General features: G+C 66.8%; 19 protein-coding genes. 10 read left to right on the top strand and 9 right to left on the bottom strand.

The genetic code is table 11. The features are described from left to right. Positions 1–9 precede the first annotated feature (9 nt). Complete coding sequence (locus tag NWE53_RS25545; protein ID WP_265052097.1) at positions 10–1,089, bottom strand: GGDEF domain-containing protein; 1,080 nt, start codon at positions 1,087–1,089, stop codon at positions 10–12. Positions 1,090–1,295: 206 nt separating this feature from the next. Here NWE53_RS25545 and NWE53_RS25540 point away from each other — a divergent pair, with 206 nt between their 5' ends. Continuing rightward, on the top strand, positions 1,296–1,616 hold the full coding sequence (locus NWE53_RS25540) for a hypothetical protein (RefSeq protein ID WP_265052096.1): 321 nt from the start codon (positions 1,296–1,298) through the stop codon (positions 1,614–1,616). Positions 1,617–1,632: 16 nt separating this feature from the next. Here NWE53_RS25540 and NWE53_RS25535 read toward each other — a convergent pair whose 3' ends face one another. The 6 genes from NWE53_RS25535 to NWE53_RS25510 all read right to left on the bottom strand — a co-directional run bounded on the left by NWE53_RS25535 (position 1,633) and on the right by NWE53_RS25510 (position 9,375). Next, positions 1,633–2,589 (bottom strand): succinylglutamate desuccinylase/aspartoacylase family protein, encoded by a 957-nt coding sequence (locus tag NWE53_RS25535; RefSeq protein ID WP_265052095.1) that lies wholly within the window; start codon positions 2,587–2,589, stop codon positions 1,633–1,635. Positions 2,590–2,600: 11 nt separating this feature from the next. Next, the gene (locus tag NWE53_RS25530) at positions 2,601–3,422 is read right to left on the bottom strand and encodes an ABC transporter permease (protein ID WP_265052094.1); all 822 of its coding nucleotides are present in this window, start codon (positions 3,420–3,422) and stop codon (positions 2,601–2,603) included. A 14-nt stretch (positions 3,423–3,436) separates the two neighbouring features. Next, positions 3,437–4,372 carry an ABC transporter permease gene (locus tag NWE53_RS25525; protein WP_265052093.1) on the bottom strand — a complete coding sequence of 312 codons (936 nt, stop codon included), beginning with the start codon at positions 4,370–4,372 and terminating at the stop codon, positions 3,437–3,439. A gap of 137 nt (positions 4,373–4,509) precedes the next feature. After that, entirely contained in the window at positions 4,510–6,096 is a 1,587-nt protein-coding gene (locus tag NWE53_RS25520) for an ABC transporter substrate-binding protein (protein ID WP_265055024.1), read from the bottom strand. A gap of 126 nt (positions 6,097–6,222) precedes the next feature. After that, on the bottom strand, positions 6,223–7,839 hold the full coding sequence (locus NWE53_RS25515; RefSeq protein WP_265052092.1) for an amidohydrolase: 1,617 nt from the start codon (positions 7,837–7,839) through the stop codon (positions 6,223–6,225). Between the two features lie 51 nt (positions 7,840–7,890). Further along, a complete protein-coding gene (locus NWE53_RS25510) occupies positions 7,891–9,375 on the bottom strand; it encodes a M81 family metallopeptidase (RefSeq protein ID WP_265052091.1) in 1,485 nt (494 codons plus the stop codon). A 187-nt stretch (positions 9,376–9,562) separates the two neighbouring features. Here NWE53_RS25510 and NWE53_RS25505 point away from each other — a divergent pair, with 187 nt between their 5' ends. From NWE53_RS25505 to NWE53_RS25495, 3 genes are all read left to right on the top strand, one after another. Next, a complete protein-coding gene (locus NWE53_RS25505; RefSeq protein WP_265052090.1) occupies positions 9,563–10,585 on the top strand; it encodes a DNA topoisomerase IB in 1,023 nt (340 codons plus the stop codon). Between the two features lie 64 nt (positions 10,586–10,649). Then, on the top strand, positions 10,650–10,931 hold the full coding sequence (locus NWE53_RS25500; RefSeq protein WP_265052089.1) for a hypothetical protein: 282 nt from the start codon (positions 10,650–10,652) through the stop codon (positions 10,929–10,931). Between the two features lie 332 nt (positions 10,932–11,263). After that, positions 11,264–11,470 (top strand): hypothetical protein, encoded by a 207-nt coding sequence (locus NWE53_RS25495; protein WP_265052088.1) that lies wholly within the window; start codon positions 11,264–11,266, stop codon positions 11,468–11,470. A 270-nt stretch (positions 11,471–11,740) separates the two neighbouring features. On the opposite strand, the gene hemC is transcribed toward NWE53_RS25495, so the two are convergent. Together hemC and NWE53_RS25485 are read right to left on the bottom strand one after the other, a co-directional pair. Next, entirely contained in the window at positions 11,741–12,679 is a 939-nt protein-coding gene (hemC, locus tag NWE53_RS25490) for a hydroxymethylbilane synthase (protein WP_265052087.1), read from the bottom strand. 104 nt (positions 12,680–12,783) lie between these two features. Then, the gene (locus NWE53_RS25485) at positions 12,784–14,166 is read right to left on the bottom strand and encodes an aminotransferase-like domain-containing protein (protein ID WP_265052086.1); all 1,383 of its coding nucleotides are present in this window, start codon (positions 14,164–14,166) and stop codon (positions 12,784–12,786) included. Between the two features lie 151 nt (positions 14,167–14,317). On the opposite strand from NWE53_RS25485, the gene NWE53_RS25480 reads away from it, so the two are divergent. From NWE53_RS25480 to NWE53_RS25455, 6 genes are all read left to right on the top strand, one after another. Further along, positions 14,318–15,193, top strand: a complete 876-nt coding sequence (locus NWE53_RS25480; RefSeq protein ID WP_442864905.1) for a DMT family transporter — start codon at positions 14,318–14,320, stop codon at positions 15,191–15,193. Between the two features lie 116 nt (positions 15,194–15,309). Further along, positions 15,310–15,894, top strand: coding sequence for an ANTAR domain-containing response regulator (locus tag NWE53_RS25475; protein WP_265052085.1), 585 nt, complete (start codon positions 15,310–15,312; stop codon positions 15,892–15,894). Next, positions 15,891–16,964: a CmpA/NrtA family ABC transporter substrate-binding protein gene (locus tag NWE53_RS25470; protein ID WP_265052084.1), complete on the top strand. Its 1,074-nt coding sequence runs from the start codon at positions 15,891–15,893 to the stop codon at positions 16,962–16,964. The genes NWE53_RS25475 and NWE53_RS25470 overlap by 4 nt, the downstream gene beginning before the upstream one ends. Before the next feature lie 287 nt (positions 16,965–17,251). Next, positions 17,252–18,580, top strand: a complete 1,329-nt coding sequence (locus tag NWE53_RS25465) for a CmpA/NrtA family ABC transporter substrate-binding protein (RefSeq protein ID WP_265052083.1) — start codon at positions 17,252–17,254, stop codon at positions 18,578–18,580. Between the two features lie 4 nt (positions 18,581–18,584). Beyond that, a complete protein-coding gene (locus tag NWE53_RS25460) occupies positions 18,585–19,799 on the top strand; it encodes an NAD(P)/FAD-dependent oxidoreductase (protein WP_265052082.1) in 1,215 nt (404 codons plus the stop codon). Further along, positions 19,799–22,486, top strand: coding sequence for a nitrate reductase (locus NWE53_RS25455; RefSeq protein WP_265052081.1), 2,688 nt, complete (start codon positions 19,799–19,801; stop codon positions 22,484–22,486). The genes NWE53_RS25460 and NWE53_RS25455 overlap by 1 nt, the downstream gene beginning before the upstream one ends. Positions 22,487–22,512: the final 26 nt, after the last annotated feature.

Here is a 22,512-nt window from a genome sequence, read left to right as displayed (position 1 = left end):
GACATCGTCCTAGGCAGCGATCATGCTGCGCCCCTTGCCGGCGCGCTTGGCGCCGTAGAGGGCCTGATCGGCCGAGCGCTTGAGGGTCTCGACCGTCCAGCGTTCGGAATCCTGCGCCGACATGACGGCGACGCCGACGCTGGCACCGACCGATGCGAACTGGCCGAGCATCGTGAACGGCGCCTGGAGAACGGACAAGGCCCGGTCGGCCACATCCGACAGCACCGCGACATCGTCGGTTCCGCGCACGACGATCGCGAATTCGTCTCCGCCGAGGCGCGCCACGACGTCGCCCGGCCGCGTGACGCCCTGGAGCCGCGCCGCGACCTGCTTGAGCAGATCGTCGCCACCATGATGGCCGTGCCGGTCGTTGACCTGCTTGAAGCCGTCGAGATCGAGCAAGAGCAGGCCGAGCGCCTGTCCCCCGGCGCAGGCTTCATCGAGGACGCGGTCCAGCCCCCTGCGATTGGCGAGCCCGGTGAGCGGATCGTGGCTGGCCGCGAAATCCAGCTCGCGCCGCACCATCATCAGTTCCTCGAACTGGCCGATGATGTGATCGGAGCTTTCGAAGATCGAGTAGAGATAGACGGCGAGCAGGATGCTGAGCGCCTGGTACAGCGCATCGCCCGAGAGCAGGAAGGCGGCGATCTGAGCGCCGATGGCGAGCGAGGAAAGCCCGGCGCAGATCCAGTAGCGCAGCGTGCGCAGGTATGAGCCGGCTGTCAGCGCCATGTTGAGGCCGAGGCTGAGCACGAAGCCGCCGGGATGGCCGAGATAGGCGGCCGTGATGGTCAATGTCGCGATGACGCCGGTGAACGCGAAGGCCGTGTAGGCGTAGCCCTTCTCCCAGCGCCGCGCCTCTTCCAGCGTCAGCCTTTGCGCGGGGTCGCGACGCTTGAAGCCGATGATGTTGACGATGCGCGCGATCGTCGTCAGCACGCCGGCGCCGGTGAGCCACCAGAAGATCGGCTCGGCCGTCTGAACGGCCATGATGGCGGAGCCGATGATCAGGCCGGCCGCGATGCAGAGGATTTGCGGCAAGGCGGCGAAGAGACGCGAGATGATCTCGATCTCGATTTCGGCGGGCAACCGCGTCGCTCGCCTGCGGGGCCTCATCAGCAGGTGCATAGTATTATTTAATAGCTCTACGGGCCTAAGACTCCGTCAGCCCGATCCCGGGCTTTTTAACGATCCGGCGGAAAGCGGCTCAGCTTCCGTTCATCGCTCGCAGGCTAGAACGGCCGCACTCTCGTCGCCGGCCATTGGTCGCGGCGAGACAATGGAAAGGGAAGACCATGTCGCGCCACGGGCTTGTCCTCTCGGCATTCGCCGGGGCCATGCTGCTGTCGGCCATTCCGGCCGGCGCTCAGTATTACGACCCCTATCGGCCCCCGCCGCCGCCCTATGGCTATGACCGGCCGCCACCGCCCTATGGCTACGACAGGCCGCCTCCGCCACCCTACGGCTACGGATATGACCGGCCGCGCTACAGGCCGCGTTACGGCAATATTTGCGTCACCGGCCGGGGGGAATGCCCGACGCCGCCGCTGCCCTACGGCGCAGGCTGTGGCTGCTACATCCCCGGCTTCGGACAGAAGCGCGGCGTCGTCCAGTGATCGACGCGACCTGCTCTCACGGCCGGCGGTGGCTTTCGCTGCCGAGATAGCAGATGCCCTCGCCGGGCTTGGCCTTGGGGTTCGGGAAGATGATGAAACCGTCGCGCGGCATCGCCAGGATGCTGCCGTCGGCGCGGCGGGCGATGGGCGTGCCCTTGGCGACCCGGTCGCCTGTCTTCCACGTTCCCTCGACGCGATCGCCCTCCGCCTCGCAGATGACGAGATCGTCCATATGGACGACGAGGCGTTTCTCGGCGGTCGGAGCGGCCTCGTCCGTCAGCCCGACATGCGCGAGCACGTTGCGGATCGCCTTGTAGCCGACATCGACCGAGGTCGGATCGTCATGGCGCCCGCATTCCAGCGTGACGCCATAGCCGCCGGCGAAGCGCATGAACTCGGTGGTGCCGTAGCCTTCCGTTACGGCCAGCCTGGGCAGGTTCAGCCGCTCGCGCGCCGCGATCAGGCGGACATAGATGTCGAGCCAACCATGGATCATCAGGTCGACGCCGAGGCAAGCGGCAAAGGCGGCCTCGGCCGCGCCATGGCGGAAGGGCTCGAGATCGCCGCGATTGTCCTCCGGCCCGAAGAAGACGAAGGGCACACCCTCCCCGGTGAAGGAGTGGACGTCGAGCAGGATGTCGTGCTGGCGCAGGATGGCGGAGAGGCGGTTGCCGATCCGGTCCTCGTTGTCACCCGGTTGCGGCCGCTCGCGCAGGTCGCGGTTGAGGTTGCGATCGCCCTCGCGGGTGTCCTGCCGGTAGGCCTTCGGATTGGCGACGGGCAGGAATGTGACCTCGCCGCGCTGGATCGAGACGCGGCCCGCACGGCAGTCCTCGACGACGCGGGCGATCGCATTCGGCCCGCAGGTTTCGTTGCCATGGACGGCACCGAGCACGAGGAGCTTCGGCCCCGCCTTCAGCCCATGGAAGCGAATGGTCTCGAGCGGCGGATCGATCAGGTCTGGCGTGGTCATAGGCTCTGCTATCAGGCTTTGCGAAGCTGCGAGTGTGGGTCGAGGATGTCGCGCAGACCGTCACCCAGAAGGTTGAGGCCGAGCACGGTCATGAAGATGGCGAGACCCGGAAAGACCGAGATCCAGGGCGCCGTGGTGATCTGGTCGCGCGCATCCGAGAGCATGCTGCCCCAGCTCGGGAAAGGCGGGCGGATGCCGAGTCCTAGGAAGGACAGCGCGGCCTCCGCCAGCACGGCGCCGCCCATGCCGAGCGTGCCGATGACGATGATCGGGCCGGCGATGTTGGGCAGGATCTGCAGCAGCATGATCCGCAGGTTGCTCGAGCCGAAGGAGCGCGCCGCCTCGACATAGCCCTGCTGCTTGATCGACAGCGTCGCAGCCCGCGACAGCCGGCAGGTATAGGACCAGTTGGTCAGGCCGAGCGCGATCAGAAGGCTGGTCAGGCCCGGCTGGAGGATCGCCATGATGGCGAGCGCGAAGACCAGCGAGGGGATCGACAGCATGAGGTTGGTCAGGCCGTTGACGAAATCGTCCCACCAGCCGCCGAAATACCCCGCCGACATGCCCAACGCCACGCCGATCACCGTGTTGATCATCTGCGAGACGATGCCGACCGTCAGCGAGATGCGGGCGCCGTAGAGCACCCGGCTGTAGATGTCGCGACCCTGCGCATCCGTGCCGAACCAGAACTCGGCGCCGGGCGGAACCTCGGCATTCATCAGATTGGCATCCATGACGGGATCGGTATGCGCCAGCCAGGGCGCCAGCGTCCCGCCGACCACGACGGCGGCGAAGAGCACGCCACCGATCCAGAGATTGGCTCGGAATTTCATCTGCTGCCCAACCTCTAGGTATATTTGATGCGCGGATCGATCAGAGCGCAGAGCACGTCCACGATGATGTTCACGACGAGGAAGAAAAGCACGAGCAGCAGGATGCAGGCCTGGACAACGGGAATGTCGCGCAGCGACACGCTGTCGACCAGCAGCGAGCCGATGCCCGGCCAAGCGAAAAGCTTCTCGATCACGACGGCGCCGCCCATGATCGAGCCGAACTGCAGGCCCAGCGTCGTCAGCACGATGACCATCGCGTTGCGCGCCACATGCCAGCGCATCACCCGGACCTCGCTGTTGCCCTTGGCGCGAGCAGTGCGGACGAAGTCCGCGTTCATGACCTCGAGCACGGCAGCGCGCGTCGTGCGGGCCAGCAGGGCGAGTGGCGCCACGCCGAGAGCGACCGCCGGCAGCACGATGTAGCGCGGATTGCCGTCGCCATAGCCGAAGCTGGGAAACCAGCCGAGAACCAGCGCGAAGGCATACATCAACATCAGCCCGAGCCAGAACTGCGGCAGGGACAGGCCCGACACGGCGACGAACATCGATTGCATGTCGAGCCAGCCGCCCGGTTTCAGCGCCGCCAGGAAGCCGAGCGGAATGCCGAGGGCGATGGCGAACACCATTGCGGCGACGGCCAGCTGCAGACTGGGCCAGATCCGCTCGAGCAGGGAATTGATCACCGGCTGGCGGGTGCGGAACGAGGTGCCGAGATCGAGCGTCGCAAGCTTCGCGGCGTACTTTGCAAAGCGCACATGGAGGGGATCGTCGAGGCCGAATTGCTTGTTCATGCGCGCGACCTGCTCTGCATCGACGACCGAACGGCCATCGGACATCTGGGTCGAGGCGAAGTCGCCGGGAATGACGCTGAACATCACGAAGACAAGCCCGGCTACCGCAAGCAGGATCGGGATGGCCTGCAGCAGACGGCGGACGACATAGGGCAGCATGATCAACTCCTGATCGCCGCCGCAAGGCGGACTCAGGTCAAGGCTCGAAAGTCTCCGTCACCCCGGACGAACGGCGAGGCCACACCGATCCGGGATGACGGATGTCTTCGAGCTGGCGGGAACCTCCGCGGAGGCGCTTACTTCGCCGCGGGCGAAGACGCGTCGACCCAGAGATCCTCGTAGCGCTGGAGCGCGAGCTCGGTCGCGTTCGGCTGCAGGCCGCGCAGCCAGGGCTGATAGGCCAGCACCGCCTTGTTGTAGTTGAAGAACCAGACCGGAGCCTCGTCCTGCAGCATGGCGTTGGCCTTCCTCAGCATGCCGAGCTGCTTGGCCGGATCGCTCTCGGCCGCGGCCGCGTCGATCAGCTTGTCGTATTCGGCGTTCTTGAAGGTGGTGTAGTTGCAGGAGGAACGCGGCGTGGCGGAATGGAAGCACTTCAGCCGCGTCAACGCATCCGGGCCGGAGGTGTTGGACCAGATATAGGCCTGAAAATCGCCCTTCGCGACGACGCCACCGAGCGCCGAGGTCTCGACCGGCTTGACCTTCACCTTAATGCCGACCTTGGCGAGCATCGGGATCGTCGCCTCGACGATCGGGATACCCCAGCTTTCGTTCGGCGTCGCGGTCCACTCGAACTCGAAACCGTCGGGATAGCCGGCTTCGGCGAGCAGCTTCTTGGCCTTCTCGGGATCGAAAGCGTAGGGCTTGGCGTCCTTGTCGAAAGCCGGGACCGAACTCGGCAGCCAGCTTACCGCGCGATAGGCCTTGTCGCGGACGAGGCGCTTGATGATGAGTTCGCTGTCGATCGCATGGTTGATCGCCTGGCGCACCCGCTTGTCGGAGAAGGGCTTGAACTCCGGGTTCATGCCCATGTTGCGGGTGAAGACCTCGGCGACCTCCAGGATGCCCTTGGAGAGGTTCGGATCGGCCTTGTAGGCGACATACTGGGTCGAACCGAGGATCGAGACGTCGATCTCCTTGTTGCGGAAGGCAACGTCGCGTGCAGCTGCCTCGCCCATCGGCGAAATCACCAGCTTGTCGGCATAGGGCTTGCCGGGCTTGTAGTACTTCTCCCAGCGATCGAAGACCATGCGCGAACCGGGCACGTGCTCGACGAACTTGAACGGCCCCAGGCCGATCGGCTTGTTGAAGAAGTCCGGCTCCTGCGCCTCCTTGGCCGGCAGGATCGCAGTGGTCGCGCTGTAGAACAGGAAGCCCGGATCGACCTTGTCGGTCATCGTCATCTCGACGGTGGAATCGTCCACCTTCTTCAGGCCCGAGATCTCCTTGGCCTGGCCCTTCGGAACCTCCGTCGCACCCTTGACACGGGCGACGTAGAGGGCGCCCGGATAGTTCTTCGATCCGTCCATGATGCGGGTGAAGGACCAGATCACATCGTCAGCAGTGAGCTTGCGACCATTATGGAAAAAGGCCTCGCGCAGCTTGAGGGTATAGGTCAGGCCGTCGGCCGAAGCCGTGACGCTTTCTGCGACTTCCGGCATCGGCTTGCCGGCGTTCGAATCCCAGCGGAACAGCATGCCATGCAGCGCGTAGCCGTAGATCTCGTCCTGGATCTGGTTCGAGACGTGGCTGTCATTGCTGACGAAAGACGCGCCATAAGGCGCCGTGAAGCGGATCGTCCCGCCGCGGCGCGGCTCCTGGGCCTGCGCCTGCACCGTAAAGGCCGCCAGCGTCAGCGCTGTGGCGAAGGCAAGTTTCTTCAACAACACGATTATTCCTCCCGTTTTATCCGCTCCGGCTGATCCGGAGTTTTTTGCTTCCAAGTGGAACCATAGCGGCTGAGCCGCGCATGTCTTCCCCGTCCGCTCAATTTTTTGGCATGACTTCCATCAACGCTCGTAGACCACTTCGCCGCCGAGGATGGTCAGATCGCAGCGCGTATCCTTGAGGATGTCGGCCGGATCGGCTTCGAGCAGGTCGCGCGAGAACACTGCGACGTCGGCCAGGAAGCCCGGAGCGAGGCGCCCCTTCACGTTCTCCTGCTTCTGCGAGAAGGCGCCGAACTCGGTGTAGGCCTGAAGGGCTTCCTCGATCGAGACGCGCTGGCCGGCATCCATCACCGTGCCCTTCCAGGTCTGGCGGGTCAGCATGGTGTGGAAGTTCGGGAAGGGATTGGGGTCGCAGACCGGCGCGTCGCTGCCGGTAGCAGGCTTCAGGCCGAGATCGAACCAGGTGCGGAAGGGATAGCTCGGCAGCGCGCGCTCCGGCCCGAGCACCTTGACGTAGGCATCGCCGAAATCATGGATGAAGACCTGCTGCGGGCAGGGATAGATGCCGGCCTTGACCATGCGCTCGTGCTGGGCCGGCGTCGAGAAGCCGCAATGCTCGATGCGGTGGCGCCGGTCGGGGTCCGGATAGGCGGCAAGCGCTTTCTCATAGGCGGTGATGAGCTGCTCGATCGCCGCGTCGCCGATGGCGTGACAGGCGAGCTGGTAGCCCTTCCTGTGGGCGTCGAGCACCATGCGCTCCAGCTCGGCATCGTCCCACATCCAGACGCCGGTGGTCTTGTCCTCGCCGAGATAGGGCTCCGTCATCCAGGCGGTGCGCCCGCCGGCCGAGCCGTCGAGGAAGAGCTTGACCGCACCGACCATCAGCATGTCGTCGCCGGTGCCCGAGATCAGCCCGGCGTCGTAGCATTGGGGCACGATCGAGCGGCCGTCATCGCCCAGCAATGTCAGCCAGGTGCGGACCGGCAGGCGCCCGTCGCGCTTGGCCCGATGATAGGCCGCGATCTCGCGGAAACCACCCTTCTGGCCGACAGCGGCATCCATGCAGCTGGTGATGCCGAGCGAGAGCAGGTAGCGGCCGCCGCGCTCGATGCCGGCGATGATATCCTCCTCGGTCGCGGCGGGGACCGCAGCCTGCACCGGAGCGCGGGCATTTTCGGCAAGCAGGCCAGTCAGGCGGCCGTTCTGCTGCTCGATCAGCCCGCCCTGCGGCGTCGGGGACTTCTCGTCGATGCCGCCGAGACGGAGCGCCTCGGAGTTGCAGATCGCGATATGGCCGCAGGCCCGCACCAGCATCACCGGATTGTTCGGGGCCGCGCGGTCGAGTTCCTCGCGATAGGGGTGGCGGCCGGTATCGAGCTTGGTCTGGTCGTAGCCGCGCGAGAGGATCCATTCGCCGGGCTTCAGCGTCGCGGCGCGGGCCGAGATGGCGCCGAGCAGCGCCTCCAGCGTCGGCGCCGCCTCAGGCTTGGAATCGACCCAGCCCATGGTCATGCCGAGCGAGACGAGATGCAGATGCGAGTCGTTGAGACCCGGCGTCGCCAGCCGGCCCTTCAGATCGATCACGCGGGTCTGCGGCCCGACGAGAGGTGCGATCTCGCTATCCGGCCCGGCCGCCAGCACCCTGCCCTGCCAGATCGCCAGCGCCTCGACGACGCCATCCTCGCGCCCGCACCAGATCGGCCCGTTGCGCAGCACGATATCGGCATGAACCGCCATGGTTTCTCTCCTCATCCAGTCTTGTCGTCGCCGGCTTTTCGCAGCCCGGCGTCAGATATCATCGAGCGGGAAGATCGGCCTGCGCACCTTGCGGTAGGGCCGCTCCTTGAAATTGCGGGTCGAAAGCGCGCCGGTGTCGACCTCCAGCACCTCGTGCGCGATCGGCTCGAAGGCGGCTCGGAAATGCTGCATCGACTTGACGATCACGGTCGATTTCCGGGTCGGATCGACACCGAGCGAGGTGAACTGGGCGAGGTCGGTCGCCTGGCCGTTATGGGTGATGACGACGATCTCAACATCATCGACCCGCAGCAGCGCCGAGAGGCCGTAGTTGCGCCAGACGCCGCCTGCCATCGGGCCGTAGCAGATGAAATGTCCGTCCGTGATCGCGACGACATGGGCGTCAAGATCGAGCGGACCGCCGCCCATGCTCGGATCGACCTTGCCACCCAGCCTGAGCTTGACGCGGTTGCCGACACCGGCCGCCTGCGCGGCCAGCGCCGCTTCTGGGTCGCAGATCGCATGGAAGCCGACATTCTTCAGTCGTGCGTCGAGAACAGCGCGCAGCAGGTTGGTCGCGTCGCCATAGGCGCCGGAGCCGGGGTTATCGGAATAGTCCGAGATCACCAGCGGCTTGTAGCCGGGTTTGCCGGCATCGGCCTCGCCGGCCTTGGCTGCAGCGATGGCTTCCGCGAGCGGCGTGAAATGGATCGAGGAAAAGCGGCGCTGCTCCCAGGCGTAGTCCATCAGTTCTTCGGCGATGGCCTGCGCCTTGCCGCGATCATCGGCTGTCACTGCGATGGAAGGGCCGATGTCGTGAACATCGGCAGAAGAGAAGCCGGCCTGGACGCTGACCACGAGCGCGTCTCCCGCGGCTTCCAGCACATCGCCACGGCGCAGCAACTCCAGGAAAGGCGGCGAGGTGGTGCGCCCGCCATCGAGCGCATAGAGGATCGGGCGCCGGGCAAGCGCGACCTTCGGCCGGATCTCACCCTTCATGGCGCGCTCCAGCAGTTCCGCCGCCTGCCAGGTCCGCTCGTACTGGTCGATATGCGGATAGGTTCGGTAGGAAATCAGCGCATTGGCATTATCCGCCATGAGCTGCGTAACCGTGGCGTGCAGGTCGAGCACCGCGACGACCGGCACATCAGGGCCGATGCGCTTGCGCAGGCGCGCCAGCAATTCGCCCTCGCCATCATCGGAGCTTTCCGTCGCCATGGCGCCGTGCAGATGCAGCAGCACGCCGTCGACGCCATCGGCGGCATCGACGATGTGAGCGGCGAAGACATCGAAGGCGGCATCGGTCACGCGGCCGGAAGGGTTGGCGCCGGTCACGAGCGGATGCGTGAGGCTCCAGCCGAACTTGTCGGCTGCCTCGAAGGCAGCACCCATCGAGGTACGCGTGCCGCGGAAAGCCCCGGGAATCGCGTTGCCCAGAAAGACGCCATGCGCCCGGAAGGTGGCCTCGTCCGTGAGCTGAACACTGAAGGTGTTCGTCTCGTGCATGAACTCAGCGATCAGTACGCGCCGCGCCATTGTCCCCTCAGACTCCCCGTTCAAATTTTTTGACACTCTTGGCGAGCCGCCCGGCCATTTCTACCGATTTCCGCGCATATGCGTCCTCTGGCGGGAGCGCTTGCCGAATTGTGGTGAATATGCTCGACTTGGCGGAACCAACCCGGCGATGGCGCATTCTCCGCAGCAGAAATCTGCGAGCACCGCCATGCCGGCTTCCCAGCACGCTAAACCACGCCCGCCCTCGACGCGACTGCGGCGTGTTTCGTCGGACGAACTGACGATCCGGCGCGTCCGGCATGGCCGCTCCTTCGGCTATCGCGATGAGGACGACGCGAAGATCACGGATGAGAGCACGCTGGCCCGCATCCGCTCCCTCGCCATTCCCCCGGCCTATCAGGGTGTCCGCATCGCCGCCGATCCACGCGCGCACCTGCAGGCCGTCGGCCATGACGAAGCCGGGCGTATTCAGCATCGCTACCACCCGGAGTGGGAGAAGGTGCGCGAGCGGCGCAAACTGAAACGCCTCGCCCAGCTGATCGCGGCCCTGCCGAAGCTGCGCGCCCGGATCGTAGCCGACATGAAGGCGCGCACGCTATCGCAGGAAAAAGCCCTCGCCTGCGCCGCGGCCATCATCGACCGCGGCCATCTGCGCGTCGGCAACGAGGCCTACGCCAAGGCCAATGGCAGCCACGGCACCTCGACGCTGCTCAAGCGGCATGTGACGCTGACGGGGACGCGGGTCGCGCTCCATTTCCGCGGCAAGAGCGGCAAGGACATCGCCTGCGCGATCGACGAGGCGCCGCTCGCGCGAGCGCTGGCGCGCATCGCCGCGTTGCCGGGGCGGCGGCTGCTGCAATATCGCCGCGAGGACGGCTCGGTGGCGGCGATCCATGCGACCGATATCAACGCCTATCTCAAGACCGCCTGCAGCCTCCCGATCAGCAGCAAGGACCTGCGAATGCTCGCCGCCAACGCCGCCGCGGCGGAGCTTCTGCTGGCCGGCGAAGTGATGGCGACCGAAACCGGGCGCAAGCGCCAGCTCGCCGACATCATGCGCGCGATCTCGGAGCGGCTGGTCAACACGCCTGCTGTGGTCCGCAAGAGCTATGTCCACGCCATCGTCATCGAGGCCTATGCCAGCGGCCGGCTGCAGCGCAGCTACGCGAAGGCGCGTGCCCGGCCGGGCTGTTCGCGGATCGAGCGCGCGCTCGGGCTGCTCGCGGCCTGACCTGCCGGGAACAATGCCGCGGCTCGGGGCTTGGTCGGGAAAGCCCTTCCACAGGAGAGCCGACATGGCCGAGCCCGACAGAAAGCGTGAAAACCCTGCCCTGCTCGACGATGAGCGCAAGGTCTCCAATCCGGCCGAGGCCGGCATCGACACCGATCCAGCCAGCCACCGCGTCAGCGACCGGACAAATGTCCATGATGCCGGCAGCGACGCCAACGACACGCCGGACGGGCTGACGGAATCGGAAGAGGCCGTTCGGCAGGCCGCCGAAGACATCCCGACCGGCAGCTCGCCGACCGAGTCGGTGCCGGTTTTCGATCGCGGCTCGCTTCCGCCCAAGGTCTGAGCGGCAGCGGAGGAGAATGACGTGGCCAACCTCATCGGTTCGCAAAAACCCGTCGGGACAACGCAGCGGAGATGAGTTCCATGGCGGGAGACTGGAGTTTCATCGTTTGGATCGTCGTAATCGCGATTCCGCTTGGAATCGGCTTCTCAGCCTTTTGGGCGCGCTCGCGCGGGCCCGGTGCGGCCATGCTCGACAAGCCCGGCGCCGACGATCCGCGTGACCCGATCTAAGCACTTGAGATCGCGACGTTATTAAATTTCTCGCATTTTTGGGGAACCTGCCGGGCCGATTCGACGTTCCGTCGCCGCTGAATCTTCGCGGCGGAGACGGACATGGACGAAGACAGAATCAAGCGGATCGCTCGTGCGATGTGCCGGGCAGCGCGCCTGGACCCCGACAAGCCGGCCGGCAACAAGGGGCCCTATACGATTTCGATGCGGGAACCCGGTTATGAAAGCCCGCAGCCGGCCTGGATGCTGTTCCGCCAGGAGGCGGCGCTGTTTGCCGCCCGTCACCGCGATGTCGCGGTAAGGCTCTAAGAAAACCCCAAGCGGTCGCTCGCCTGCAGGCGAAGGTGGCCATGACAAGGCCCGGTACTCCGATCAGGAGGCCGGGCCTTTTCTGTCGGCAACAGCTGCTCTCGCGTTGCCGGAACGAGAGCCTCTGCATTTTCGTGGAAAGGCTCGTCATCCCGGACGGAGCGAAGCGCAGATCCGGGATCCATGTTGAACCTCGACCGGACGCGCTCCGGCATGGATCCCGGGTCAAGCCCGGGATGACGCCTGGGTTCCGGACAAAACCAGCACGCTCTAGAGCGTCTTGAAGGTCGGATAGTAGCCGCGATAGCTCTTCTCGAGAATCGCTCCGCCGCCGCGCTCTTTCAGGATTTCTGCAACGGCGAGGCCGAGTTCCCGTGCCTGTTCAGGCGCGGCGCTGTCGCTGGCGACGACGCGTTCCGCGCCGTCGACGGAGGTGACCTGCGCGTGGAGCGTCAGGCGATCGCCTTCCCAACTCGCGCAGGCGCCGACCGGCAGGCTGCAGCCTGCCCCCAGCGCATGCATCATCTCGCGCTCGGCTTCCACCTCGGCACGCGTTTTCGGGCACTGGATCGCCTGCAGGATCTCGATCACCGCAGCATCGTCGGCGCGGGCTTCAAGTCCAAGCGCTCCCTGCCCCACGGCATAGGGAAACAGCGACGAGGCCAGAACCTCCGACGAAGCCTCGTCCAGTCCGAGGCGGCGTAGGCCGGCTTGGGCGAGAATCACGGCATCAAGAGCATCCTCGCCCCCGATCTTGGCGAGGCGCGGCCCGACATTGCCCCGAATGGGAACGACGGTGACATCGGGCCGCAGATTCAGGATCTGGGCGCGGCGCCGCAGCGAACCGGTGCCGACCCGCGCGCCCTGGCGGAGCGAGGCCATCGTCACACCGCAAAGCGCATCGCGCGGGTCCTCCCGCGGCGGCACGGAAGCGAGAACGAGCCCATCATGCAGGGTCGTCGGCAGATCCTTCAGCGAATGGACGACGAAATCGACCTCACGGCGCACGAGCTGCTGCTCGTGCTCGACGGCGAAGACGCCGACCATGCCGAATTGATGGAATTCGGAGACGCGGTCGCGATCCGCGATCGTCGCGATCTGGCAGAGGGTGAATTCCGTCTCCGGGAACTTCTCCCGGATCAGCCCCATGACGTGGTTGGTCTGGGCCATCGCCAGCGGGCTGCGGCGCGTGCCGATCCTCAGATGCATGCCTTGAAACTTTCGATCCTATCCGGCCGGGCCGGTTGCGGGGTCTATAACAGGGGGGCCGCGGGCTGACGAGAGCGACTCATGCAGGCAAGCGCTGCGCCGGCTCAGCCTGTGGCGGCTCCGCCCTGCCGCAACTGCTCGAACCCTTGCCGCAGCACTTCCATGACGCGCGGATCGCGCGATTGGGCCACGTTGAAGCGCATGAAGCCACCGGCGCTCTGCGAGACGCTGAAGACGTTGCCGGGCGCCAGAACGACCTCCTGCGCCACGGCCAGCCGGGCCAGCTCGGCGGAATCGACGCCTTCGGGCAGGCTGCACCAGAGATAGAAGCCGCCGCGCGGCATCAGCCAGGGCCGGATGCCGAGCTCCTCCAGCCGGCCCGCGATCTCGCGCCGTGCCTGCGTGAGGCGGCGGCGCACCTCCTCCATATGCTTGCGGTAACCGCCTCCAGCGAGGACGCCCGCGATCAGATCGGCCGCGACCGGGCTCGGCCCGCCGAAATTCGTGGCGAGCTGGAAATCGATGAGGCCTTCGATCCAGTCGGATCTTGCGGCAATGTAGCCGCAACGCACGGAGGCCGAGAGCGTCTTCGAGAAGCTACCGATCCGTATGACCCGATCGAGTCCATCCAACAAAGCGAGGCGCGGCGAAGGCTCCGGTTCGAAATCGGCGAAGATCTCATCCTCGACGATCGTCAGGCCATGAGCAGCTGCAGCTTGCAGGATGCGGAAGGCCGTCTGCGGCGAGAGGCTCGCGCCGGTCGGATTGTGCAGCCCGGAATTGGTGATGTAGAGACGCGGTCGCTCGGCAGCGGCCAACGCCTCGAACGCGACGGCATCGGGCCCGGACGGGGTATAGGGCACGCCGAGAACGCGGAGCTGATGCGCCCGCAAGAGGGCCTGGAAATTGAAATAGCAGGGATCGTCGACCAGGACCGTATCGCCCGGCCGCAGCAGAAAACGGCAGACCAGATCGAGAGCCTGCGTGCCCGAGCCGGTCAGCATCAACTGCTCCGGGCCGACTGCCAGCCCCTGCTCGACGAAGCGGCCGAGCAGATGGCGGCGCAAATCCGATGACCCGCGCGTGCTGCCATAATCGGACAGCAGCGCATCCGGGGCCCGTGCCAGCGCGCGAAAGCCCCGACGAAGCGCCTCCCCCGGCATCCAGTCGGCCGGCAACCAGCCACAGCCAGGCTTGAGGGCGGTGTCCTCCGCATCGAGCGACTGCCGGGAAACCCAGAACGGATCGACAGCGCGCTCGCGCGGCGATGCGGCCTGCGTCAGCGTCAAGGGCGGCAGGCCATTGCCGGTGACATAGAAACCCGAGCCATGGCGGGCACGGATCAGGCCTTCGGCCGCCAACCGGTCATAGGCCTCGACGATGGTCGATGGCGAAACCCGCATCGTTGCGGCGAAACGGCGGATCGACGGCAGCCGGTCGCCGGGAGCCAGCGACCGCGCCGCGAGCCTGTCCCGAACGGCCGCCATGACGGCCGCCGTGCGTCCGGGCCGGCTCGTCGTTTCTTCCGTTGCCACAACTGTCATGCTGTCCATAGCCATACAGTTTGCCATGATTGTATCAGACTGTCGCTATCGTCGTGGTCCGAAGCCGCCTAAGCCGTCGACGGAACAGGACTGGATGGCGACGATGCAGCAGGGATGGGCCGGCAAGGGCTGGGGCAGCGGCCTTCTGGGCGTGTTGATCTTCAGCGGCTCCCTGCCGGCGACGCGCGTCGCCGTCGGCAGCTTCTCGCCACTCTTCCTCACCTCCGCCCGCGCCGTGATCGCGGCGCTGCTGGGCGGCGCCTTCCTCGTCCTGCTGCGGCAAAAGCGGCCGAGCGGCTCCGATCTCGGCCCGCTTGCCATCGTGTCGATCGGCGTCGTCCTTGGCTTTCCGCTACTGACGGCGCTGGCGCTGCAGCACATCAATGCCGCGCGCTCGATCGTGTTCATCGGCCTGCTGCCGCTGGCGACCGCACTCTTCGGCGTGCTGCGCGGCGGCGAGCGACCGAAACCGGCCTTCTGGCTGTTCTCGGTGGTCGGCGCGGCGACCGTCGCCGGCTTCGCTCTCGTCCATAGCGAGGGCGGTTCACTGACCGGTGACCTGCTGATGATCGCCGCCGTCCTGCTCTGCGGGCTCGGCTATGCCGAAGGTGCCGGGCTCTCGCGACGGCTCGGAGGCTGGCAGGTGATCTCCTGGGCATTGCTGCTGTCGCTGCCGGCGATGGGCCTGCTCGCGCTGCTATTCCTGCCGGCCTCCTGGCAAGGGATCGGGACGCCGGCCTGGCTTGGGCTCGCCTATGTCTCGGTCTTCAGCATGCTGGTGGGCTTCGTCTTCTGGTATCGCGGGCTGGCGCTCGGCGGCATCGCCGGGGTGGGGCAGCTTCAGCTCCTCCAGCCCTTCTTCGGCCTGATGCTCGCCGGCCTGCTGCTGCACGAGCCCGTCGCCTGGACGATGATCGCCGCAACGGGCGTGGTGGTGCTCTGCGTCGCCGGGGCCAAGCGTTTCGCCTGACCCAGCCAACTCATGGTCAACCGGCACAGCCTCGTACACTGGCCGGTTCCGACCGCAGTGGCACGATTCCTGATTGGCATGATTCCGGGTCGTCCACCGGGAACCACTGAACAGGCATGGTGCCAAATCTGCGGATCCTCATCGTCGATGCAAACCAGGTTCGGGCCGCCATCATCGAGGACGGCCTGCGGGACGCAGGCTACCAGCACCTCATCCGCGTCTCGGTGACCACCGGGCTGGTCGCGGCGATAGAGGCTCACGATCCCGATGTCGTCGTGATCGACCTGGAGGACCCCAGCCGCGACGCGCTGGCCGACATGTTTCTGGTGAGCAAGCACATCCGGCGGCCGATCACCATGTTCGTGGACCAGTCGGACTCCGCGTCGATCGAGGCGGCGGTGGAAGCCGGCGTGTCCGCCTATATCGTCGACGGGCTGAAGAAGGAGCGGATGCAGCCAATCCTGCAGACCTGCATCAGCCGCTTCAACGCCTTCCGCAAGCTGCGCGAGGAACTCGACGACGCCCGCTCGCAGCTGGAGGACCGCAAGACGATCGATCGCGCCAAGAGCATCGTCATGCGGCTGAAGGGCCTCTCGGAGGAAGAGGCCTACGCGCTGATGCGCCGCACCGCGATGAACGAGAAGAGAAAACTCGTCGACATCGCCCGCTCCCTCATCACCGCCGCGGAGATGCTCAAATGACGACGCTGCACCTGCGGGTCGGCTTCATGCCGCTGGTCGATTGCGCGCTGGTGGTGCTGGCGAAGGACGAGGGCTTCGCCGAGGCCGAAGGGCTCAATCTCGAACTGGTCCGCGAGGTCTCCTGGTCGAACCTCCGCGACAAGCTGAACGTAAGGCTGTTCGACGCTGCCCATATGCTCGGACCCGCCGCCATTGCCGCGACGCTGGGTATCGGCGGGGTGAAGGCTCCGATGGCGGTTCCGATCGCGCTCAACCGGGATGGCGCCGCGATCACCCTGTCGCTGCGGCGTTTCGAGGAATTGTCGCGCCTTGCCGATGGCGACCTGGCCGATACCGCCGTCTCGGCCCGGGCGCTCGCCGCCATGGTCGCGCGCCGCAAGGCCTCCGGCCTGCCTCCCCTGACATTCGCCGCGGTCTTCGGCTTCTCGATGCATATCTACCTTCTGTGCGAATGGCTGGAGAAGGGCGGGCTCAAGCTCGGCGAGGACATCCGCTTCGAGGTGGTGCCGCCGCCGCAGACCGTGGAAGCACTGGCCAGCGGCCGGGTCGATGGATTCTGCGCAGGCGCGCCCTGGAATTCGGCTGCCGTGGCCGCGGGTGTCGGCGCGATGGTGCATGCCAGCGTCGATCTACGGCGCAACTGTCACGACAAGGTCCTGGCCTGGCGTGCCGACGACGTGGAACGGCGCCCCGCGGCGGTCTCAAAGCTCGGCAAAGCGCTCCTCAAGGCCAGCGATTGGGCCTGTCACCCCGAGAATTTCGGCCGCATGGCGCATCACCTCTCGGCCCAAGATCGGCTCGCACTCCCCGCCGCGCTGATCGAGCGTATCCTGCATGGGGAACTGATCCAGGGCGCCGATCGGCCACCGCGCCTTATCGACCGCTTCATCCGCTTCGACCGGGAGGCGCTGCGCCCCGATCCGGACGATGCCGGTTGGGTGCTCGCGGGCATGGAGCGCGCAGGCCAGATCGTCGCGCAGCCGCAGATGCAGGAGATCGCCCGAGGCGTATTCCTCCCCGCCTCTTTCGAAGGCATTCTGGCAGCCAATCGGATCATGCCCAAAGAATAGGCGAGTGTGCCTCTCTTGTGCGACGCAACAAGGCGCTCGTGCGGGAGGAGCGGCGAGCCGGAAACTCGCAAGCTGTTGCAATTCAAAGCTCCAGCTGAGGTGAGCCAGTTGGCACGGTCCTTGTAAGGCTTGCTGCGACGCGGCCAATGCTGCCCGCGCCGCCCCTGATCCGGAAGATACAGCAACGTCGCTGTCGGAATGCGCCTGCCAAGGCGTCTTTCGCGCGGCGTTTTTCGCGTTCGGGCCGGTGCGGAACGAGTGGCTTTCCAGCAACCGAGAGGCGACCGATGACGAACACCACCGATACCGGCATCAGCCAGGCCGCCGCGAAGCAGGCCCGCCCGAGCCGCCGCCGTTTCCTGCAGCTGTCCGGCACGGCCGGGCTGCTCGCGGCGGCGAAGGCCGCCCTGCCCTCCGGCGCCTTCGCGCAAGGAGCCGGTCCCGAGGTCAAGGGAACGCGCCTCGGCTACATCGCCCTCACCGACGCCTCGCCGCTGATCATCGCGAAGGAGAAGGGCCTCTTCGCTAAGTACGGCCTGCCCGACATGGACATCTCCAAGCAGGCCTCCTGGGGCGCGACGCGCGACAACATGGCGCTCGGCTTCAAGAACAACGGCATCGACGGCGGCCACATCCTGCGGCCGAAGACGCATCTCTACGCGACCGGCAAGGTGATGCAGAACGGCCAGCCCCTGCCGATGTACACGCTGCTGAACCTCAACGAAGACGGGCAGGCGATCTCGGTCTCCAACGAATACAAGGACCTCAACGTCCAGAAGGATTCCTCGCCGCTGAAGCAGGCTTTCGAACGCAAGAAGGCGGCCGGCAAGGAACTCACCGCCGCGATGACCTTCCCGGGCGGTACCCACGACCTCTGGATCCGCTACTGGCTCGCCGCCGGCGGCATCGACCCCGACACCGACATCAAGGTCATCACCGTGCCGCCGCCGCAGATGGTGGCGAACATGAAGGTCGGCACCATGGATTGCTTCTGCGTCGGCGAGCCTTGGAACGAACAGCTCGTCAACCAGAACATCGGCTACACCGCGCTGACCACCGGCGAGCTCTGGGCCCGCCATCCCGAGAAGATCCTCGGCATGCGCGCCGACTTCGTCGATGCCAACCCCAGGGCCACGCAGGCGATCCTGATGGCCGTGATGGAGGCCCAGATGTGGGCCGACAAGATGGAGAACCGCCAGGAGCTCGCCGAGATCGTCGGCCGGCGCCAGTGGTTCAACGTCCCCACCGGCGACATCAACAAGCGCCTGCTCGGCGACATCAACTACGGCAACGGCCGCGAGGCGAAGGGCACCAATCTCTACATGAAGTTCTGGGGCGAAGGCGGCTCGACATCCTATCCCTGGAAGAGCCTCGACACCTGGTTCGTCACCGAGAACATCCGCTGGGGCAAGTTCGAGCCGACGATCGACATCAAGGCGCTGGTCGACAAGACCAACCGCGCCGATCTCTGGCGGGAGGCCGCGAAGACGCTCGGCGTCGCCGGCGCGCCGACCGCAGACTCCCGCGGCGTGGAGACCTTCTTCGACGGCGTGACATTCGATCCCGCCGCACCGCTCGACTACCTCAAGGCACTCAAGATCAAGCGGGTGGCCTGAGACCATGGCCGAGCCCCTGATCATCGTCGGCAACGGCATGGCCGCGACGCGGCTGGTCGACGAGCTCAGCCAGCGCGCGCTCGGCCGCTATTCCGTCGCGGTGATCGGGGACGAGCCGCGGCTTGCCTATAACCGGGTCCTGCTCTCGCCGCTGCTGGCGGGCGAGATCGGCGAGCCGGACATCGAGCTGAAACCGGCCGCGTGGTGGCGCGCGCGGGGGGTGTCGACCTTCTACGGCCGGCCAGTCGAGGCGATCGATCGCGCGGCGCGGACGGTCTCGCTTCGGGGCGGCCCGACGCTACCCTATGGCAAGCTCGTGCTCGCAATCGGCTCGACGCCGTTGCGACCGCCGTTCCCGGGGGGCGATCTCGAAGGCGTCGTCACCTTTCGCGACACCGCCGATGTCGGGACGATGCGGGCCCATGCCGAAAGCGGCGCGCGCATCGTCGTCATCGGCGGCGGACTGCTCGGGCTCGAAGCCGCCTATGGCCTGGCGCAGGCCGGGGGCGAGGTCACGCTGCTGCACCTCGTCGATCGGCTGATGGAACGCCAGCTCGACCATGAGGGCGCCGGGCTGCTCGCCGCCGCGATGGCGGCGCGGGGCATCGATGTGCGCCTGAGGGCGGAGACGAAGGGCTTTGCCGGCAACGGCCATGTCGAGGCGGTCGAGCTGGCTGACGGCACGACGATCGCCGCCGATCTCGTCGTCATCGCCATCGGCGTGCGTCCGAATACCGGGCTCGCCCGCGCTGCCGGTCTCGGCACCAATCGCGGCATCCTCGTCGATGACGGGCTCGCCACCGACGACCCCGCCATCTTCGCCATCGGTGAATGCGCGGAGCATCGCGGCCTCGCCTACGGGCTGGTCGAGCCGGCCTATGAGCAGGCGCGGGCGCTCGCCTTGCGGCTTGCCGGCCGCGAGGGCGCCTATCGGGGTTCGCTGCTCTCGACCAATCTCAAGGTGTCCGGCGTCGGCGTCTTCTCCGCCGGCGAGTTCGAGGGTGGCGTGGGCACCGAGACGGTGGTGCTGCGCGATCCCGCTGCCGGGGTCTATCGCAAGTTCGTGCTGCGCGATGGCAGGCTCGCCGGCTGCGTGCTCGTCGGCGATACGCAGGGCGCGCTGTTCTATCTCGGCCTGATCCGCTCGGGGCAGGACATCAGCGCGATCCGCGCCGAACTGCCCTTCGGAGAAGGCTACTGCATCGGGGAAGCCGCCTGATGCGCCACAACGCTCCCCTCTTCCCAAGCGCCGTACGCACGACCTGCCCCTATTGCGGGGTCGGCTGCGGCGTGTTGGCAACCCCGGACGGGCTGGGGGGCGCAGCCATCGCGGGAGACACGGATCATCCGGCCAATAAGGGGCGGCTCTGCTCCAAGGGCTCGGCCCTCGGCGAGACGCTCGGGCTCGGCAGCCGGGTGCTGCATCCGCTGAAACGCAACGCCGCCGGGGAGTACGATCGGGTCGGTTGGGACGAGGCGCTCGACGCGGTCGCCGCTGGTCTTCGGACCATCACCGCCTCGCATGGCCCCGAGGCGATCGCCTTCTATCTCTCCGGCCAGCTCCTGACCGAGGACTATTACGTCGCCAACAAGCTGATGAAGGGCTTCATCGGCTCGCCCCATGTCGACACCAATTCGCGCCTGTGCATGTCCTCGACCGTCGCCGCGCAGCGCCGGGTCTTCGGCTCGGACACGGTGCCCGGCGCCTATGAGGATTTCGACAGCGCCGACCTGATCGTCCTCGTGGGCTCCAACACCGCCTGGTGCCATCCGATCCTGTTCCGGCGGATGCAGGACAATCGTCGCGAGCGCGGCGCACGCCTCGTCGTGCTCGATCCGCGCGTCACCGCCACGGCTGATGACTCCGACATGGTGCTGGCGCTGAAGCCCGGCTCCGACGCCGCGCTCTTCGCGGGGCTCCTCGTCCATCTCGCCGATCGCGGCCTCATCGACCGCACTTATGTCACGCGTCATGTCGCGGGCTTCGACGAGGCGCTAGCCAATGCGCAAGAAATCGCGCCCGACATCGCCGCCGTTTCCGCCGCCACCGGCCTGCCCGAGGAGCGGATCGCAGCTTTCTACGACCTCTGGGCCAGCACGCCGCATGTCGTCACCGCCTGGAGCCAGGGCGTCAACCAGTCGGCACAGGGCACCGACAAAGTCGCGGCAATCCTGCACTGCCATCTCGCCACCGGCCGGATCGGCCGCCCCGGCTGCGGCCCCTTCTCGCTGACCGGTCAGCCCAATGCGATGGGCGGGCGCGAGGTCGGCGGGCTCGCGAACATGCTGGCCGCCCATATGGGCTACGCGCCCGAGGAGATCGACCGCATCCGCCGCTTCTGGAGGGCGCCGAACATGGCCCGCCGCGAGGGGCTGAAAGCGGTCCAGATGCTGGATGCCGTCACCGAGGGCCGCATCCGCGCGATGTGGGTGATGGCGACGAACCCCGCCGTCTCCCTGCCGCAGGCCGACAAGGTGCGCGCCGCGCTTGCCGGACTCGACCTCTTCATCGTCTCCGAGAACGTGCTCTCGAACGACACGCTGTCGGCCAAGCCGCACTACATCCTGCCCGCGGCGGCCTGGGGCGAGAAGGACGGCACCGTCACCAATTCCGAACGCCGGATCTCCCGTCAGCGCGCCTTCCTGCCGCTGCCCGGCGAGGTGAAGCCGGATTGGTGGATCGTCTGCGAGGTCGCGAAACGGCTCGGCTTCGGCGAGGCGTTCACTTACGCGGGAACTCACGAAATCTATGCCGAGCACGCGGCGCTTTCGGCCTTCGAAAACGACGGCACGCGCGACTTCGATATCGGCGCCCATGCCGGCCTCGATCACGCGGATTACGATGCGCTCCAGCCCGTGCAATGGCCCGTGCCGGCGCATCGACCCAAAGGCACGGCAAGGCTCTTCGCGGAGGGAGGCTTCTTCGGCCCCGCCCGCCGCGCGCAGATGCGCAGGCTCGCGGTACCGAAGCTCGCCTCCGCAACGAGCGAGGCCTTCCCGCTGCTGCTCAACACCGGCCGCGTCCGCGACCACTGGCACACGATGACCCGCACTGGCCTGAGCCCCCGGCTCAGTGCCCATATCGCCGAGCCCTCCGTCTCGGTCCATCCGGCCGACATCGCCCGCTTCGGGTTGAATGAGGGCGGTTTCGCGCGCATCGCCGGAGTGCAGGGCAACGCAGTGCTCAAGGTGGTCGCGGACAAGGGCATCGCCCAGGGATCACTTTTCGCGCCGATCCATTGGTCGGGGGAAACAGCCTCCAACGCCCGGATCGGGGCATTGACGCAGCCGCTCTGCGATCCCTTCTCCGGCCAGCCCGAGATGAAGGCGACCCCGGTTTCCATGGCGCCGGTCACCTATCGCTCCGAGGGCTTCGTCCTCTCGCGCGAGCCCTTTGCCCTGCCGACCGAAAGCTGGTGGGCACGGCTTGCCGTGCAAGGCGGCGAAGGCCGGCTTTTCGCCACCGACGCCGCCATCGACACGATGATGGCGCTCATACGCGACCGTTTCGGCGCCGAGGGGCTGACCGAGCTGATCGACCGTGACGGCGGCAGCTATCGCTGCGCCGTGCTGCGCGAGGGCCGGCTCGCGGCCGCGCTTTTCCTTGCGCCCACGGGCCGCGCACCGCTCTGGGACACGGTCAAGGCCGCCTTCGCCGATCCGACGGCGACCGTGGAGAGCCGGTTCGCCCTGCTCTCCGGGCGCCGCCCCGGCGGGTCTGACCCCGGACCGACCGTCTGTGCCTGCTTCGGCGTCGGCCTGCACGCGATCCGCGCCGCCTTCGAGGCCGGCGCCGCGACGGCCGAAGAGATCGGAATTCAGCTCAAAGCGGGGACCAATTGCGGGTCCTGCCTTCCCGAAATCCGCCGCATCGGCGCGCAGGCACGCGCGAGCGAAGCGGCATGACGCACGCGACGGAACAGCTCGGTCAG

Origin of the sequence: Bosea sp. NBC_00550 (assembly GCF_026020075.1) — a bacterium.
GTDB lineage: Bacteria > Pseudomonadota > Alphaproteobacteria > Rhizobiales > Beijerinckiaceae > Allobosea.
Note: the sequence above shows the minus strand (reverse complement) of the source record. Positions and strands in the feature narration are given on the sequence as shown.